Source organism: Streptomyces sp. WMMB303, assembly GCF_029351045.1.
Classification (GTDB): domain Bacteria; phylum Actinomycetota; class Actinomycetes; order Streptomycetales; family Streptomycetaceae; genus Streptomyces.
This window is the reverse complement of sequence record NZ_JARKIN010000001.1, coordinates 2,353,003-2,369,026: the sequence shown is the minus strand read 5'-3', so window position 1 is coordinate 2,369,026 and position 16,024 is coordinate 2,353,003. Positions and strand designations below refer to the sequence as shown.

15 protein-coding genes and 1 tRNA gene are annotated in these 16,024 nt (G+C 72.4%); 8 read left to right on the top strand and 8 right to left on the bottom strand.

The features are described 5' to 3' along the window. Nucleotides 1–50: 50 nt before the first annotated feature. The gene (locus P2424_RS10685) at nt 51–602 is read right to left on the bottom strand and encodes a hypothetical protein (RefSeq protein WP_276475531.1); all 552 of its coding nucleotides are present in this window, start codon (nt 600–602) and stop codon (nt 51–53) included. Nucleotides 603–646: 44 nt separating this feature from the next. Between P2424_RS10685 and P2424_RS10680 the strand changes: the two genes are divergently transcribed. From P2424_RS10680 to P2424_RS10670, 3 genes are all read left to right on the top strand, one after another. Beyond that, nucleotides 647–1,369 carry a response regulator transcription factor gene (locus P2424_RS10680; protein WP_276475530.1) on the top strand — a complete coding sequence of 241 codons (723 nt, stop codon included), beginning with the start codon at nt 647–649 and terminating at the stop codon, nt 1,367–1,369. A gap of 13 nt (nt 1,370–1,382) precedes the next feature. Beyond that, complete coding sequence (locus P2424_RS10675; protein ID WP_276475529.1) at nt 1,383–2,810, top strand: HAMP domain-containing sensor histidine kinase; 1,428 nt, start codon at nt 1,383–1,385, stop codon at nt 2,808–2,810. 153 nt (nt 2,811–2,963) lie between these two features. Beyond that, a complete protein-coding gene (locus P2424_RS10670; protein WP_276475528.1) occupies nt 2,964–3,410 on the top strand; it encodes a nuclear transport factor 2 family protein in 447 nt (148 codons plus the stop codon). 90 nt (nt 3,411–3,500) lie between these two features. On the opposite strand, the gene P2424_RS10665 is transcribed toward P2424_RS10670, so the two are convergent. Next, the gene (locus tag P2424_RS10665; protein ID WP_026004704.1) at nt 3,501–3,731 is read right to left on the bottom strand and encodes a chaplin; all 231 of its coding nucleotides are present in this window, start codon (nt 3,729–3,731) and stop codon (nt 3,501–3,503) included. 329 nt (nt 3,732–4,060) lie between these two features. Here P2424_RS10665 and P2424_RS10660 point away from each other — a divergent pair, with 329 nt between their 5' ends. From P2424_RS10660 to P2424_RS10650, 3 genes are all read left to right on the top strand, one after another. Then, on the top strand, nt 4,061–5,092 hold the full coding sequence (locus tag P2424_RS10660) for a chitinase (protein WP_346660076.1): 1,032 nt from the start codon (nt 4,061–4,063) through the stop codon (nt 5,090–5,092). A 214-nt stretch (nt 5,093–5,306) separates the two neighbouring features. Further along, complete coding sequence (locus P2424_RS10655) at nt 5,307–6,401, top strand: LacI family DNA-binding transcriptional regulator (RefSeq protein WP_276475527.1); 1,095 nt, start codon at nt 5,307–5,309, stop codon at nt 6,399–6,401. 70 nt (nt 6,402–6,471) lie between these two features. After that, a complete protein-coding gene (locus tag P2424_RS10650) occupies nt 6,472–7,401 on the top strand; it encodes a peptidoglycan DD-metalloendopeptidase family protein (RefSeq protein WP_276475526.1) in 930 nt (309 codons plus the stop codon). Nucleotides 7,402–7,485: 84 nt separating this feature from the next. Here P2424_RS10650 and P2424_RS10645 read toward each other — a convergent pair whose 3' ends face one another. Next, complete coding sequence (locus tag P2424_RS10645) at nt 7,486–7,968, bottom strand: DUF6233 domain-containing protein (protein ID WP_276475525.1); 483 nt, start codon at nt 7,966–7,968, stop codon at nt 7,486–7,488. Nucleotides 7,969–8,104: 136 nt separating this feature from the next. On the opposite strand from P2424_RS10645, the gene P2424_RS10640 reads away from it, so the two are divergent. Beyond that, entirely contained in the window at nt 8,105–8,326 is a 222-nt protein-coding gene (locus tag P2424_RS10640) for a hypothetical protein (RefSeq protein WP_276475524.1), read from the top strand. Nucleotides 8,327–8,486: 160 nt separating this feature from the next. Here P2424_RS10640 and P2424_RS10635 read toward each other — a convergent pair whose 3' ends face one another. The 4 genes from P2424_RS10635 to P2424_RS10620 form a co-directional block, all read right to left on the bottom strand. Continuing rightward, a complete protein-coding gene (locus P2424_RS10635) occupies nt 8,487–9,884 on the bottom strand; it encodes a cation:proton antiporter (protein ID WP_276475523.1) in 1,398 nt (465 codons plus the stop codon). Between the two features lie 90 nt (nt 9,885–9,974). After that, nucleotides 9,975–10,047 (bottom strand) — tRNA-His (locus tag P2424_RS10630). Between the two features lie 132 nt (nt 10,048–10,179). Further along, a complete protein-coding gene (gene orn / locus P2424_RS10625; RefSeq protein ID WP_075001471.1) occupies nt 10,180–10,785 on the bottom strand; it encodes an oligoribonuclease in 606 nt (201 codons plus the stop codon). Nucleotides 10,786–10,813: 28 nt separating this feature from the next. After that, nucleotides 10,814–12,229 (bottom strand): helix-turn-helix domain-containing protein, encoded by a 1,416-nt coding sequence (locus tag P2424_RS10620; RefSeq protein ID WP_276475522.1) that lies wholly within the window; start codon nt 12,227–12,229, stop codon nt 10,814–10,816. A 964-nt stretch (nt 12,230–13,193) separates the two neighbouring features. Between P2424_RS10620 and P2424_RS10615 the strand changes: the two genes are divergently transcribed. Next, nucleotides 13,194–13,715, top strand: coding sequence for a universal stress protein (locus P2424_RS10615; protein ID WP_276475521.1), 522 nt, complete (start codon nt 13,194–13,196; stop codon nt 13,713–13,715). Nucleotides 13,716–14,135: 420 nt separating this feature from the next. On the opposite strand, the gene glmS is transcribed toward P2424_RS10615, so the two are convergent. Further along, nucleotides 14,136–15,962, bottom strand: coding sequence for a glutamine--fructose-6-phosphate transaminase (isomerizing) (glmS, locus tag P2424_RS10610; RefSeq protein WP_276475520.1), 1,827 nt, complete (start codon nt 15,960–15,962; stop codon nt 14,136–14,138). Between the last annotated feature and the right edge of the window lie 62 nt (nt 15,963–16,024).

Sequence of the window (16,024 nt, the reverse complement as noted above, 5' to 3'; positions counted from 1 at the left end):
CCGGTATTCCCGTTCCAGGACGGCGGCGGACTTCTCGCCGCCGCGGGCAGTCAGCCGGCGAAGGTCTCCACGCGGGGCGCCGACTCGTCCCAGCGGCAGAAGACCGAGGAGGACGAGGAGCCGTCGGTGAACGTCACCCGGATGTAGCCGGGCGCGTGCCAGACCTTCATCTGCCAGCCGGGGTCCGGAGTCGCGGACACCAGCGCCCCGGTGCCGCCGCTGAGGTCGAAGACCGCTCTGCCGCCGCGCACGGTCACGCCTCTGACCTGACCGGCGGGGCGTCCGCTCGGGCTGCGCGGGCCGTCGTCCGAACGGGAGGCGGAGGCGGCGGGGGTGCTCGGCTTCTTCGGAGCCGGCGTCTCGGAGGGGGTGGGCGACGCGGACGAGGGGCGGGGTTCGGGCCGGTGGGTGGAGGAGGCCCGGGGCGAGGCGCGGTCCGTGCTCCCGTCGGAGACGGGCAGCGCCCCGGGGCTGTCGTAGGCGGTGTTGTCCAGCACCGCGTGGACGCCGAACCAGGAGAGCGCGGTGGCGGCGCCGGTCGTCAGGAGCCAGACGCCGACGGGCAGCCAGCGCGTTCCGGAACGTCGACTCAGGTGCTGCATCCCCGTCAGGGTAGAGCCAGTCGGAATGTCGTACGGTTCCGCCCATGGCAAGTGTGCTCGTGGTCGAGGACGACCAGTTCGTGCGCTCCGCCCTCATCCGGCACCTCACCGAGGCCGCGCACGCGGTCCGCAGCGTGGGGACGGCGCTGGAGGCCCTGCGTGAGGTGGCGCAGGTCGGTTTCGACGTGGTCGTCCTCGACCTCGGACTTCCGGACCTGGACGGTGCGGAGGCCCTGAAGATGCTGCGCGGCGTCACGGACGTGCCTGTGATCATCGCCACCGCGCGGGACGACGAGGCCGAGATCGTCCGGCTGCTGCACGCGGGCGCGGACGACTATCTGGTCAAGCCGTTCTCGGTGGCCCACCTCTCGGCCCGGATGGCGGCCGTGCTGCGCCGTACCCGCGCGGGGGAGTTCGGCGGCGGCAGCGGGGAGAGCGCCGGGGACGGCGTACTGCGGGTGGGCGGCCTCGTGGTCGATCCGCTGCGCAGGATGGCCCAGTTGGACGGCGCTGTACTCGCCCTCACCCGCCGGGAGTTCGACCTGCTCGCCTTCCTGGCGGGGCGGCCCGGTGTCGTCGTCCCGCGCAAGGAGCTGCTGGCCGAGGTGTGGCAGCAGTCCTACGGGGACGACCAGACAATCGACGTGCACCTCTCGTGGCTGCGGCGGAAGTTGGGGGAGACGGCCGCCCGGCCGCGCTATCTGCACACCCTGCGCGGTGTCGGCGTCAAGTTGGAACCCCCGCGGGACGAGGACGGGCCCGGGTGAGCGGCGGGCCCGCGTGAGATGGGCGTTGGTGAAGGTCTGCCTCGCCGTGACGGTGATGGTGGTGGTGGCCTTCGCGGTGCCACTGGCGCTGGTGGTCGAGGAGACCGCTCGCGACCGCGCCTTCGCGGGCGCCGAGCGGCAGGCGTCGGCGGTCGGCCCGGTACTGGCCCTCACCCGCGACCGCCGCGCACTCCAGCGCGCCGTCGCCATCACCCAGGCGGGGGCCGAGGGCCGGATCGCGGTGCATGTACCGATCGGAACCTCCGGGTCCGATGCCGCGGGCGGTACCTCCGGAAGCGGCGGAGAGGCGCTGCGCGTCGGACGCAGCCGTGCGCCGCGGGACCGGCTGGCCGCCGCGCGGCGGCTCGGCCGCGCCACCACCGTCGAGGTCGGGGGCGGGTACGCGCTGCTGCGGCCCATCGCCGTGGCGGGCGGGGAGATCGCGGTCGTCGAGGTGTTCGTCCCCGATGCCGAGGTCACCCGGGGTGTGGCCACCTCCTGGATGATGCTCGCCGGGGTCGGCATCGCGCTGGTGCTCGGTTCGGTCGCGGTCGCCGACCGGCTCGGCACCCGGATGGTGCGGCCCGCCGAGCGGCTCGCCGGAGCCGCGCACGACCTGGGCGAGGGTGCCCTGGACGTGCGGGTGCCCGAGGAGGGGCCGACCGAACTGCGATCGGCCGCGGCAGCCTTCAACTCCATGGCCGACCAGGTCGTCCAGCTGCTCGCCAACGAGCGCGAGTTGGCCGCCGACCTCTCCCACCGGCTGCGCACCCCGCTCACCGTGCTGCGGCTCAACGCCGCCTCGCTCGGCGAGGGGGACACCGCCGACCAGATGCGGGCCGCCGTCGCGCAGTTGGAGGCGGAGGTCGACCGGATCATCGGGGCGGCCCGTGAACAGCGCGCCCAGTCGCCGGGCACGTCGCGCGCGGTCGCCTCCGACGCGGCCGAGGTGATCCGCGAACGGATGGCCTTCTGGTCGGCGCTGGCCGAGGACGAGGGGCGCGAGGCGCGCGTCGCCGGGGCCGAGCGCCCGGTGCGGGTGCCGGTGGCCCGCGCGGAACTCGCCGCGGCCGTGGACGCGCTGTTGGGCAACGTCTTCCGGCACACCGCCGAGGGGACCGCGTTCTCCGTCGACCTGCACAGCGGCGGCCCCGGCAGCGAGGCCGTCATCGTGCTGGTCTCGGACGCCGGTCCCGGCATCCCCGACCCGGAGGCGGCACTGCGCCGCGGCCACGGCGACGGCGGCCCGGGCTCCACGGGGCTCGGTCTGGACATCGTGCGCCGTGTCGCGGAGTCCACCGGCGGTGACGTACGGCTGGGCCGCTCGGTGCTCGGGGGCACCGAGGTGCGGATGTGGCTCGCGTTGCGCGGCAGCGCCGGGCAGCGGTCCCGGGCGAGCCGCCGCGTGCGCCGTCGGCTCCGGCGCCCGGCCCGCCGCTGAACCGGACGTGTGCGGGAGCGGGGCGGGACGCGCCCGGTTGCGGTGCGCGGGGGTGGTGGAGTGCCCGGCTCCTGTGCGCCGCCGGGGCGGAGCGCGGAGACCGGGGGAGGGTGGGGCCGCACACCGCATCCGCCGGAAGGAGAGCTGGACTCCATGAGCAGTGACGCACTCGCCGAAGGTCCTACCGAGGATCCCGCTGTCAACGCCTACCTGGCCGCCTTCGCCGACCGCGACGCGGACCGGCTGCTGGGGCTGGTGGCCCAGGAGGCCGTCTGGATCATTCCGGGTGATGCGCAGATCGTGCCCTGGGTGGGGACGCACCGCGGGCGGGAGACGCTGCGCTACGGGTATTACGCCCCGCTGTTCGAGGCCGTCGAGCCGCTGGCGTTCGACGTGCTGCACAGCCACGCGTCCGCAGGCGCGGTCTTCGTCAACGGCCGCTTCACCTTCCGGTTCCACCCCTCGGAAGAGGTGCTGGAGGACGAGCTCGTCGTCCGCTTCACGACCGCGGACGGACTGATCACCTCGTTCCGCATCTACGAGGACTCCCTCGCCGTGGCGCGCGCCTACACCGGTGACCCCGGCCTGGGCCTGGTCTGATCCGGCCGCGCAGAAGCCGGGAACGGCGAACGCCGCCGGGTCCGGGACACATGGGGTCCGGACCCGGCGGCGCTGTGCGTCCGCCGTCGCTTACTTAGCGATGCACTTGTTGCCCAGGGCCGGGTTCAGCAGCCCGATGACGTTGACGGAGTTGCCACACACCTGGACGGGGATGTGGACCGGAACCTGGACGACGTTGCCGCTGAGCACGCCCGGCGAGTTGGCGGCGCCGCCCTGGGCACCGGCGTCGGCGGCCGCGGCGGAGGCCCCGCCCAGGACGAGGGCGGCGGCGCAGGCGGCAGTGGTCACGTGACGAAGCATGGTGTTCTTCCTCCAGGAGACAGACAACTTGCGCACTATCCAGGCACAGCAAGACGGGTCAGGTCGTTGTGACTTTCCGACCAGCGCCCCACCGTCACTCCACGGAGTGGTGGAACCGTGCGGCGAACGGAGCAACCGGCGGGGTCGAGGGCCGTGCCGGACGCCTCCCGCCACCGGGGCGCGCCCCTTAACGCGGCCCTTTCCGCTGCCTTAAGCGCGCCCTAAGGACTCCGGTCGATGTCCGCAAGGCGGCATCTGCCCGATTCGATGTCAGTAACGTGCTGCTCGCTCCATCCAGCGGATCCCCCACGGAACGAGGCAGCAACACGATGACGAACACCGCAGGCCACCGCCGCCGCACCAGCCGGGCCGCCAGGACGGCCATGAGCGCCGCCGCCGCGGCGCTCGTGGCGGGCGGCGGCCTCCTGCTCGCGGGCAACGCGACGGCGGGCGAGGACGCGTCGGCCGACGCGTCCGGCACGCCCTTCGCGCCGTACGTCGACACCTCGCTACAGCCCTCCTACGACCTTGTGGCGAGCGCCGCGCGGACCGGCGTGCAGGAGTACAACCTCGCCTTCGTCACCAGCGGCGGCGGCTGCGTCCCGAAGTGGGGCGGCGGCCAGGAGCTCGAGGACGACCCCGTCGCCCGGCAGATCCCCGACCTGCGGGCCGAGGGCGGCGACGTGCGCGTCTCGTTCGGCGGCGCCAACGGGACCGAGCTCGGTACGGCCTGCGACTCGGCGGACGAGCTCGCCGCGGCGTACGGCAAGGTCATCGACACCTTCGACCTCACGAAGATCGACCTGGACATCGAGGGCGCGGCCCTGCCCGACACCGGGGCCAACGAGCGGCGCGCCAAGGCCCTCGCCGCGCTCCAGAAGAGCCACCAGGACCTGGACGTCTCCTACACCCTGCCGGTGATGCCCGAGGGACTCACCGCACCCGGCGTGGAACTGCTGGAGAACGCCGAGGCCAACGGTGTGCGGGTGTCGGCGGTCAACATCATGGCGATGGACTACGGCTCCTCCTACGACGGCGACATGGGCGCATACGCCACCCAGGCGGCCACCGCGGCCCATGAGCAGGTGGCCGCCGCGCTCGGACTGGACGACGAGGCCGCCTGGAAGGCGCTGGCCGTCACCCCGATGATCGGCGTCAACGACGTCAACGTGGAGATCTTCACGCCCGAGGACGCCGCACAGGTCCGCGCGTTCGCCGACGAGCACGGGATGGGACGGCTCTCCATGTGGTCCGGTACCAGGGACAAGCCGTGCCCCGGCGGCCCCAAGGACCAGGCCGACCCGACCTGTTCCAGCATCGAGCAGAAGCCCGACGACTTCAGCAAGGCGTTCGCCGGCTGATCCGGACCCCCGCACCCCCCACGGCCACCCCCCACGGCCACCCCCCACCGGGCGGGGCGCGACGGCACCCACCCCCCCCCACACCGCCGTCGTGCCCCGTCCTTCCGCCGCCGTCCTGCGGCCCGCACCCCTCCTGCTGCCGGGGGCGGTTGTAGTTGAATGTTCTCCTCGCCCGGGTCCCGCGGGGCCGGGGCCCGCGGCAGGGGAGGGCACCATGGCAGCAGTGCGCGGCGGACGGGCCCGCAGGACCGCACGGTCCGGGCCGACCCTGGAGGAGGTCGCACGCCGCGCCGGAGTGGGCCGCGGCACCGTCTCCCGGGTCGTCAACGGCTCCGCCCGGGTCAGCGACCGCACCCGCGCCGCGGTCGAGGACGCCGTCGCCGAACTGGGATACGTGCCCGACCGGGTGGCCCGTGCCCTGGCTGCGGGCAGCGCTGACACCGTCGCGCTGGTGGTGCCCGAACCGGAGTCCCGGTTCTTCACCGAGCCCTACTTCCCGGCCATCGTGCGCGGCATCAGCGCCGAACTCGCCCGTGCGGACATGCAACTGCTGCTCACCCTGCTGCACGGCCCGAAGGAACGGGACCGCTTCGCGCAGTACGCCGCCTCCCACCACATCGACGGGGTGCTGCTGGTCTCCGTGCACGCCGACCACACGCTGCCCGACCTGCTGGCCCGGTCCGAGATCCCCGCCGTGCTGGGCGGCCGCCGGCGGGCCGCGGAACCCGTGCCGTACGTCGACTGCGACAACACCGGCGGCGCCCGTACTGCCGTCGCCCACCTGCTGGCACGGGGGCGCGGCACGATCGCCACGATCACCGGGCCGGGCGACGTGTACGCGGCCCGCTGCCGCACCGACGGCTACCGTGAGGCGCTGCGCGCGGCGGGCCGTCCGTCGGACGAATCCCTGCTGGTCTGCGGCGACTTCACCGAGGAGGGCGGGGAGCTGGCGATGCGGCGGCTCCTGGCACGCGCTCCGGGGCTCGACGCCGTCTTCTGCGCCTCGGACGTGATGGCCGCGGGCGCGCGCCGCGCACTGCGCGCCGCGGGCCGGTCGGTACCCGACGACGTCGCGCTGGTCGGGTTCGACGACTCGGTCGTCGCCCGCCATACGGATCCGCCGCTGACCACCGTCCGTCAGCCGATCGGCGCCATGGGCGGGGAGATGGCCCGGGTGCTGCTGGAGCTGCTGGGCAAGTGGACACCGGGTGGCTCCGGCGTGGACGCCGGTGCGCGACCGGCCGGGGAGGGAACCGACAGCCTGCACCGCGTGCTGTCCACCGAACTGGTGACCCGCGCCTCCTCCTGACGGAAGCTCACTCACCCCATAGGCGGCGCTCCGGGTGCGCCGGACCCGCGGGGGCCGTTGCATCGCAGACATGGCTCGCACCGGGACCGGCAACACCCGGACGACCGCGGCACCTCGGCGCCGCAGCCGTCCCCTGGTCGGCTGCACCCTGGCAGCCGTCACCCTCCTCGCCCTGCCCGCACCCTTCCTCGCCCTCACCGCCACGTCGTCGCACAGCCCCGCTCCTCCCCAGCGGTCCGGCAGCTCGGCTCCGCCCGCAGCACCCGCCGCGCCGCACGCGTCCTCGGCCCCCGGCCGGGCGGCACCGGGCGGTGCGGAGCCGCAGGCGGACGGCAGGCGGAGCCTCGTGCCCCGCCTCGTCGCACCCCCCGGCCCTTCCCGTACCTCTGGCGCCCCCGGCACGGAGGCGGGCGGCACCCGGTCGTCCGGCCCCTCGGGACCCCCCGGAACTTCCGGAACCACCGGGCCTCCTGGGGCCTCCGGGCCTTCGGGTGACCCCGGAGCCCCCGGGGACACCGGTGCTGCGCGCGCGGAGTCGGACCCGGCCGAACCGGCCGCGCCCGCGGACCCGCCGTCGACGGCGGAGAGCGGATGGGTCTCGCCCGTCACCGAATTCCCGGTGCGGATCTCACAGGCGTACGGGGTCGAGGGCGGCTGGGCGGCGGGCTATCACACCGGGGTCGACCTGGCGGTCCGGGTGGGCACCCCCGTGCGGTCCGTCGGCCCGGGGACGGTCGTGGCCGCCGGGTGGGCGGGCGACTACGGGAAGGCGGTGACCGTGCGGATGGAGGACGGCAAGTACCTCCTCTTCGCGCACCTCTCGGAGGTCTTCGTCCGGGAGGGAGCCACGGTGCGGGCCGGGACCTGGCTCGGCCGCTCGGGCAACACCGGTCACTCCACCGGCCCGCATCTGCACTTCGAGGTGCGCGAGCAGCGCGGCTACGGTTCGGACATCGATCCCGTGCGCTACCTCGCCGACCACGGTGTACGCCTCGGCTGAGGGACGGTCGGCGGGGGCCGGGCCGGGCCGGGGCCGAACGGGAGCTGTCCCCGTGCGCCCCGGATGCGCCCGGCCCGCTGCCGGTCAGCGGCCCAGCCGGTCCAGTACGCGGTCCGGGCGGCAGATGTCGCACACCCGTGCCTCGGCGGTGCGGGCCAGCAGCTTCACCGCCTCCCGGGCGGTGACGCGCCGGGTGAGCCAGCCGTCGCGGGCCTGCCAGCAGTCCCGGCGGTGCACGCACCACCAGGGCTCCGCGTCGCCGGTTCCGCGCATCCGGACGGCCAGCCACTGGCGGCCCGCGACGGCACCGGCCGTCGGCACCGCGGCGTAGCTCTCGCCGGGGATCGGGGTGATGTCCTCGGCCGCGACGCTGATCGCGGTCGGTGCGCTCTTGGGCTCGGTGTGCCCGTCGGGGTGCTGGTGGCGGCTCGGCAGGATCGCCTCGCACTCGTACCACCAGTGGCCGTCGGGCGTGCGGGAGCGGCCGGTGACGACGACGTCCAGCTCCTGTCCGTCCGGCATCCGGGCCCGCGCCCACGGGCCCGCTCGGTCACTCCACTCACTCACGATACGAATATTAGTTCGAATGAAACAGGGGTGCGCCGTCCGGGTTCATTCCGTCCCCGCGTTGTCGTGTTGTACCAAAAAGTGACACTTCGGCCGCCATTGTGGTGCCTCGTCCAACCAACCCTCGGAGGTTCACATGCGTATGCGCACGCTCGCGCGTTCCGTCGCCGTCGGCTTCGCCGTCCTGGGCCTGGCCGGTGCCGGCGCCGGTTCGGCCGCCGCCTGGCCGAAGGGGCACCAGTACAACTGGGTGCACGAGTCGGTCAGCAAGGAGATCAAGAAGGTCTCCATCTCCGACGACGACAGGATCATCAGCGACTCGGTCATCTTCGTCTTCGGCCCGATGCAGAACGACTGACCCGAGTACCTTCCCCTGGCAGAGACCAGCTCTGCCTGCCCGTCAGCGCTGCGTTCCCGTCTCCCGCAGGGAGGCCGGGAACGCAGTGTTTTCTGCGGCCCCCCTGCGACTCCCGACGCCACTCCCGGCGCCCCGGCCGCTCGCCTGCCGACGCCGCCCGCTACCGCTGCGCGCCGGTCCGCTTCGCGCCCCGGCCGCCGTCCGGACCGGAGTCCGCGCCGTCCCCGCCGGGTTCCGCGTCCCGCTGTGCGGACTCCGCGCGGTGCGGCTCCCCGCCAACGGATTCCGCGTCGTCCGGTCCGCGGTCGGCGTCCGCCGGCCTCCCGGTCTTCCGCGCCCCGGTGCCGAAGGGCCACCGGGGGCCGCGATTGTCGTCCGGGATGCCCACGAGCTCCTCGACGTCGAACAGCCGGGCGATGGGCACGTCCGAGCTGCTGTGGGCGATGATCGAGAAGGCGATGGTGACCGCGATCAGGTTGAACGCCTCCTCGCCGTGCGGGATACCGGCCTGGAGCACCAGCAGTCCGTAGACCACCGAGGCGAAGCCCTTGGGACCGAACCAGGCCGCGGTCAGCTTCTCCCGCCTGTCGAAGGACGTACCGAGCAGCGACAGCAGCAGCGAGGCCGGACGGATCAGGACGATCGCCAGCACGGCGACCACGTACCCACCGAACGACAGGTCCCCGAACAGCTCCCCGGTCAGCAGCGCTCCGAAGATCAGCAGCGCGGCGAACTTGGCCAGTTCGGCCAGCGAGTCACCCAGCGGTTCGAACGCCTGCTTGGCCTCGGGGGAGACCGCCGCGAGCACCGAGCCCGCGCTGAAGGCGGCCAGGTAGGAGTTGGCGTGGGTCAGTGCGCACACGGCGTACAGGATCACGCCGATGGCCAGCGGCCCCAGCGGCTGCAGCTTCGGTTCGGCACCCAGCAGCCGGAACCGCAGCAGCCCGTTGACGAGCAGCGGGGCCGCGATACCGAAGGCCAGCCCGAGCACCAGCTCCAGGGCGATGCTGCCGGCCGAGGCGTGCTCGCCGTGCCCGCTGGGTGCGGCGGCGGCCAGGAAGATCAGTACGAACGGCAGCGCCAGCCCGTCGTTGATGCCGCTTTCCACGTTGAGGAGCTGCCGGAGCCGGGACGGCACCCGGCGGTGCCCGACGATGGCGGAGGCGAAGACCGGGTCGGTGGGGGAGAGCACCGCGCCGACGAGGAAGGAGGTGGTCCAGTCGAAGCCGACCAGCCAGTGGGTGAGCAGCGCGATGCCGAAAAATGCCAGTGGCATGCCCAGCCCGAGCGCCCGGGCCGGGCTCTTCCAGCGCTCGCGCAGATCGGCGAAGCGGACGTGCATGCCGTCGGTGAACAGCACGGCGAAGAGCGCCAGATCGGCCGTGACGCGGACGATGTCGCTCTCCGGCGCGACGTGGATGAGCCCGAGCGCCCCGTCCCCGACCAGCGCGCCGCCCACCAGGAACAGCAGCGAGGTGGAGAGCACCGAGCGGGCGGCCAGTCCGGACAGCAGTACGGCGACCAGCAGTGCGATGCCGAAGACCATGACCAAGACCAAGAGAAGCAACCCCCGCCGCGCTGAGCCGTGCACACAAGTAAGAGGCCCTGTGACCCGCGTTTCCGCCGGCCACAGGGCCTCCGAGAGAAGGGTGATCGACGGGACTTGAACCCGCGACATCCTGGACCACAACCAGGTGCTCTACCAACTGAGCTACGACCACCACGTCCGGTGCGGGAGAGAAGATCTTCCCTGACCGGCCGCTACGAGTGTACAGGGTCCGGCGCCGTGCTCGCGCACACGTTTCCGGTACCGGGCCCGGCAGGGGTGCTGCCGGGCCCGGAGACCCCTCCGGTCAGTCCGCCGGGGGCAGCACGTGCCGGGCCGCGATCTTCTTCGCCGTCTCCGAGTCGGGTCCCGGCTGGGGCACGAAGACGGCCTCCCGGTAGTAGCGCAGCTCCGCGATGGACTCGCGGATGTCGGCCAGCGCCCGGTGGTTGCCGTTCTTCTCCGGGCTGTTGTAGTAGGCGCGCGGATACCAGCGGCGGGCCAGCTCCTTGACCGAGGAGACATCCACGATGCGGTAGTGCAGGTGGCTGTCGAGCGCGGCCATGTCGCGGGCGAGGAAGCCGCGGTCGGTGCTGACGGAGTTGCCGCACAGCGGCGCCCGGCGGGCGTCCGGCACCCACTCGCGTACGTAGGCCAGGACCCGGGCCTCGGCGTCGGCCAGCGTCGTGCCGCCGTCCAGCTCCTCGAGCAGGCCGGAGGCGGTGTGCATCTCGCGCACCACCTCCGGCATCGCCTCCACTGCGTGCGCGGGCGGGCGGATCACGATGTCCACGCCGTCGCCGAGTACGTTCAGCTCCGAGTCGGTCACCAGCGCGGCCACCTCGATGAGCGCGTCATCGGACAGCGAGAGGCCGGTCATCTCGCAGTCGATCCACACCATGCGATCGTTCATGCTCTTCACAGTACGTGACCCGGCCCGCTCAGCTCGTCCCCCGGCCGCGCTGGCCGGGAACCCGCGGGGCGAACGCGTCCGATTCCGGTTTGCCCTGTTCTATGCGGTTGTGCGGAGTGCTTCGGTACTCCCTCGCTTCCTGTCGGGTCTCCTGTCTGGTGCCGTACGCCGACGGCCCGCCCCCCGCTCCCGGCTCGTGGCCGCCCGGATGCCCCGGATGTCCGGAGTGCCCGGCCGGTCCGGCGTGGCCGGGCTGGCCGTATCCCTGCCCCGGCGGGGAATGGTGGGACTGATGGGACTGGTAGGGCAGGCGCAGCGGACTCTCGCCGCCCTGCCCCGGGCCCGGAACGCCGTTCCCGGCGCTCCCCGCCGCTCCCGGTGGCACCCCCGTGCCCTCGTGGGCCTGCTCCCCGTCCGGCCGGCGCGCGCGGTACGCGGCCCGGTAGGCGGCGGGCGAGGCGCCGAGCTGGCGGCGGAAGTGGCCGCGCAGCGCGACGGGCGAGCGGAAGCCGCAGCGGCCCGCCACCTCGTCCACGGAGTAGTCCGACGTCTCCAGCAGGCGCTGCGCCTGGAGCACGCGCTGGGTGATCAACCACTGCAGTGGAGCGCTCCCAGTGAGAGACCGGAAGCGCCGGTCGAAGGTGCGGCGGCTCATGTACGCGCGCGCGGCAAGGGTCTCCACGTCGAACTGCTCGTGGAGGTGCTCCAGCGCCCAGGCGACGACCTCGGCGAGCGGGTCGGCGCCGATCTCCTCTGGTAAGGAGCGGTCCAGGTGGCGGGGGTGGCCGCCGGTCTCCTGGCCGTTGCCGCGGCGCGGCGGGACGACCAGCCGGCGGGCCAGCGCACCGGCCGCCTCGGCTCCGTGGTCGCTCCGCACGACGTGCAGGCACAGGTCTATGCCCGCGGCCGTACCGGCGGAGGTGAGGATGTCCCCGTCGTCCACGAACAGTTCACGTGGATCGACGTGGACGGCCGGATAGCGCTTGGCCAGCGTGGGCGCGTACATCCAGTGGGTGGTGGCCGGGCGCCCGTCCAGCAGTCCGGCCGCGGCGAGGACGAAGGCGCCGGTGCACAGGCCTATGACGCGGGCCCCCTCCTCGTGTGCCCTGCGCAGTGCCTCCAGCGCCCCCGGTGGCGGCGGCTGGGTGATGGAGCGCCAGGCGGGCACGACCACGGTGCCCGCGCGGGAGATCGCCTCCAGTCCGAACGGCGCGCTCAACTGGAGCCCGCCGGTGGTGCGCAGTGGTCCGTCCTCGCCCGCGCAGACGAGCAGCCTGTAGCGCGGTACTCCGGCGTCTTGGCGGTCGATTCCGAAGACGGAGAGCGGGATGGAACTCTCGAAGATGGGACCACCGCTGAAGAGCAACACCGCCACGATCTCGCGCCGGCGGCGCGCGGCCAGCTTGCGGGTCTCGACTGGGCCGTTCGTGGAGTCCTGGCTCATTGGAACTAAGCCCCCCTCAATCGTTGTGTTCCTCTCGGTCCATACACATCTCCCCCGCTCTCCCCCGCAGTGAAAGCCAAGATCGAATCTACTGCGTCGGATGAGGTGGGCGGTGCAAGTTCGGCATCCGGCGCTATGTCGATAAGGCAACTTGGCGTGAAGCATTCGATCACGAAGCGTTTCACTCAACTGCGCTGCTGGGAAGTACGCATGCCCTCTCTGCCCCATCAACGTAGGGTGCACACCCGCTCGACGCTCCTTTCCTCCCTGGTGGCAGGGGGTCGGACGGGAGAGGCGGCACCGGTTCTGACGCTGTGCCAAGTTGGCTGAAATTCGAGGGGAAGCAGACGTGCGATTCGGTCACCCTCGTGGTGCGATCTCGTGATTCCTGATGTGTATGAGGTATGTGGGGCGCATGAGGTGCGCTCAGCGTGTGCAACATGCGACGGTGCGTGACCTTTTGTGGCTCTGTGCGCGCCGGTGTGTGCCGGTGCGCGCCGTGAGAGACGGTCTCGCGCCAACGCAATGATCGGGACAGAATGCTCCCGCCGTGCCACCCCGCGCCGGGTTCCCCGGCGATGCGGCGCGGAGGGGGCGCTCCCACAGAACGTGATCGATGCGACACGGGAGGTGCGCGAGGCGGCGGACCGGACGGTTCCGCGCCACTTCCGGCGGTGGGCCTGTTACGCGTCGGTCAAGGAGGCGCGTAAGGGGCGTAACGCGGCATTGCGCTGCGGCCCGCGCTCAGGCATGCTCCGGGGTCAACCGCTCCGGGCACCCGCTCCGCATTGCCTGGGCAAGCGGGGAGTGCGGCCGTACCCTTTGGGTAAGGGACTTGGGAAGACGATTCCCGGTCTTCGTGAGCAGGCCGCGCAGCACCCAGCAGATTCGTCCGAGCAGATCCGAGAGAGCGCAAGCCGTCCGTCGTCCCTCTGCACAGAGGACTCACTTCGCCGAGACACTCATGGCAGGACACGAGATCCCTGAACCAGCAGACCGCAGGCAGGTCGCCGACTCCACGGCGATCCCCGAAGCGGCGGACGAGACGCGCCACTCCTGCGATCCGGCCTTCCAGCACGGCGTCGTCGTCGGATTCGACGGCTCGGTCTCCAGCGAGCGCGCGCTGGCGTACGCCGTCGGCATGGCCTACCGCTCGGGCTCCGGTCTGATCATCGTCCATGTCGCCAACCGGCTGCCCACCACGGTGTGGGCGGGGTGCGAACCGCCCGTCTTCGTCGACGTTCCCGACCACCGCACGGAAGTGCTCGGGCTGGAACTCGCCTGCGCCGATCATCTGGCGGAGGTGCCCTGGATCCTGGTGGAGCGGGGCGGCGACATCTGCCACGAGCTGGAGGAGGTCGGCAGCGAGTACGCGGCCGACGCCATCGTGGTCGGCTCGACGCACGGACTCGTCGGGCGGATCTTCGGCTCGGTCGCGGGGCGCCTCGCCCGGCGGGCCCAGCGCCCGGTCATCGTCGTCCCCTGAGCCGACGCGGCGTCCTTCCCCGAACACGGTGGCGCGCAGTGTGCTCCGGCGCCGCGGGTCGGCGTCCCTCAGTCCCGCGTGCGCCGACTCCGAACTGCGCCGACTCCTGTGCAGGGAAGCCGACTTGGACCGCGTCCGGCGGTAGTCCCCGGTGAGCCGCGCGGTCGGCGTGGCACCGGGTGCATCGATAAATCTACCCACCCGTAGAGGTGGGTTGTGCGCTTGTGAGGGGCATACAGACAGCACACGGGTGGCCGAGACCCGAGGGCGCGCCACCGGGCGGGAGGTGACGGTCCCGTCCCGTGGCCCACCCGCCGGCGTAATGGGCGACGCCGGCACAGGGGAGGCGGGATCCCGCGCGGTTGGTGGCCCGCGCGGGATCCCGCCCATCCGGGCCCCGCACCCGGGGGCGGACCGCCCCTACTCCACGGTGACCGACTTGGCCAGGTTGCGGGGCTTGTCGATGTCCCGCCCCAGGGCCAGCGCCGTGTGATAGGCCAGCAGCTGCAGCGGGATGCCCATCAGGATCGGGTCCAGCTCGTCCTCGTTCTTCGGCACCAGGATGGTGTGGTCGGCCTTCTCCTGCTCCTGGTGGGCCACGGCCAGGATGCGGCCGCTGCGCGCCTTGATCTCCTCCAGCGCCGCCCGGTTCTTCTCCAGCAGGTCGTCCTCGGGCACGATCGCGACCGTCGGCATCGCCGGCTCGATCAGCGCCAGAGGCCCGTGCTTGAGCTCGGAGGCCGGATACGCCTCGGCGTGGATGTAGGAGACCTCCTTGAGCTTCAGGGACGCCTCCAGGGCCACGGGGTAGCCGCGCACCCGTCCGATGAAGAGCATGGAGCGGGCGTCCGCGTAGAGCTTCGCCAGCTTCTCGATCTCCGGCTCCTGCTTGAGGATCTCGGCGATCTGGTCCGGCAGCCGGCGCAGCCCCTCAATGATGCGCTTGCCGTCCTTCACCGACAGGTCGCGGATGCGGCCCAGGTGCAGCGCGAGGAGCCCGAAGGCGACCACCGTGTTGGTGAAGCACTTGGTGGACACGACGCAGACCTCGGGCCCGGCGTGCACGTAGACCCCGCCGTCGGCCTCCCGGGCGATGGCCGAGCCGACGACGTTGATGACCCCGAGCACCCGGGCGCCCTTGCGCTTGAGCTCCTGGACGGCGGCGAGCGCGTCGTAGGTCTCCCCGGACTGCGAGACGGCGATGTAGAGGGTGTCGGGGTCCACCACCGCGTTGCGGTAGCGGAATTCGCTGGCGGGCTCCGCGTCCGCGGGGATGCGGGCCAGCTCCTCGATCATCTGGGCGCCGATGAGGCCGGCGTGGTACGAGGTCCCGCAGCCGAGGATCTTCACCCGGCGCACGGCGCGGGCCTCGCGCGGGTCGAGATTGAGGCCGCCGAGGTGCACGGTGGCGAACCGGTCGTCGATACGCCCGGCCAGCACCCGGTCCACCGCGTCCGCCTGCTCGGCGATCTCCTTGTGCATGTAGGTGTCGTGGCCGCTCAGGTCGTAGGACTCGGCGGCGTACTCCACCGTCTCCGGGGAGGAGGAGGTGCGGGAGCCCTCGGTGGTGTAGGTGCGGTAGTCACCGGCCTTGATGGTGGCCATCTCACCGTCGTCCAGCGTGACCACCTGGCGGGTGTGGGAGACCAGCGCGGCGACGTCCGAGGCGACGAACATCTCGTTCTCGCCGATGCCCAGCACCACGGGCGAGCCGTTGCGCGCCACCACGATGCGGTCCGGGAAGTCGGCGTGCAGCACGGCGATGCCGTAGGTGCCCTCGACGTGGCGCAGCGCCTCCTGGACGCGAGCCTCCAGGCGCTCGGCCTGCGCCGCGGCGATGAGGTGGGCCAGCACTTCGGTGTCGGTGTCGGAGACGAAGGTGACGCCCTCCGCCGTGAGCTTGGCGCGCAGTTCGGCGGCGTTGTCGATGATGCCGTTGTGGACGACGGCGACCTTCTCGGCCGGGTCCAGATGCGGGTGGGCGTTGACGTCGTTGGGCACGCCGTGGGTGGCCCAGCGGGTGTGGGCGATGCCGGCGCTGCCGGTGAACCGCTTGGGGACGCGCTCCTCCAGGTCCCGGACCCGGCCCTTGGTCTTGGCGGTCTTCAGTCCGCCCGCCTTGCCGCCCGTACCGGTCTGGATGGCGATGCCCGCCGAGTCGTAGCCGCGGTACTCCAGTCGCTGGAGGCCCTCCAGCAGGAGCGGGGCGGTGTCACGCTTACCGATATACCCGACAATTCCGCACATACTGCTGATGCCCTGCCTCTCTGTCGTGCCGTTGTTGAGGATGGTCTGCCTCTGCAGGCGCT

Coding starts and splice junctions, on each gene's coding strand:
- P2424_RS10685 (WP_276475531.1), bottom strand. CDS start 602: ATGCAGCACCTGAGTCGACGTTCCGGAACGCGCTGGCTGCCCGTCGGC.
- P2424_RS10660 (WP_346660076.1), top strand. CDS start 4,061: ATGACGAACACCGCAGGCCACCGCCGCCGCACCAGCCGGGCCGCCAGG.
- P2424_RS10655 (WP_276475527.1), top strand. CDS start 5,307: ATGGCAGCAGTGCGCGGCGGACGGGCCCGCAGGACCGCACGGTCCGGG.
- P2424_RS10615 (WP_276475521.1), top strand. CDS start 13,194: ATGGCAGGACACGAGATCCCTGAACCAGCAGACCGCAGGCAGGTCGCC.
- P2424_RS10650 (WP_276475526.1), top strand. CDS start 6,472: ATGGCTCGCACCGGGACCGGCAACACCCGGACGACCGCGGCACCTCGG.
- P2424_RS10640 (WP_276475524.1), top strand. CDS start 8,105: ATGCGTATGCGCACGCTCGCGCGTTCCGTCGCCGTCGGCTTCGCCGTC.
- orn (WP_075001471.1), bottom strand. CDS start 10,785: ATGAACGATCGCATGGTGTGGATCGACTGCGAGATGACCGGCCTCTCG.
- P2424_RS10665 (WP_026004704.1), bottom strand. CDS start 3,731: ATGCTTCGTCACGTGACCACTGCCGCCTGCGCCGCCGCCCTCGTCCTG.
- P2424_RS10670 (WP_276475528.1), top strand. CDS start 2,964: ATGAGCAGTGACGCACTCGCCGAAGGTCCTACCGAGGATCCCGCTGTC.
- P2424_RS10620 (WP_276475522.1), bottom strand. CDS start 12,229: ATGAGCCAGGACTCCACGAACGGCCCAGTCGAGACCCGCAAGCTGGCC.
- P2424_RS10680 (WP_276475530.1), top strand. CDS start 647: ATGGCAAGTGTGCTCGTGGTCGAGGACGACCAGTTCGTGCGCTCCGCC.
- glmS (WP_276475520.1), bottom strand. CDS start 15,962: ATGTGCGGAATTGTCGGGTATATCGGTAAGCGTGACACCGCCCCGCTC.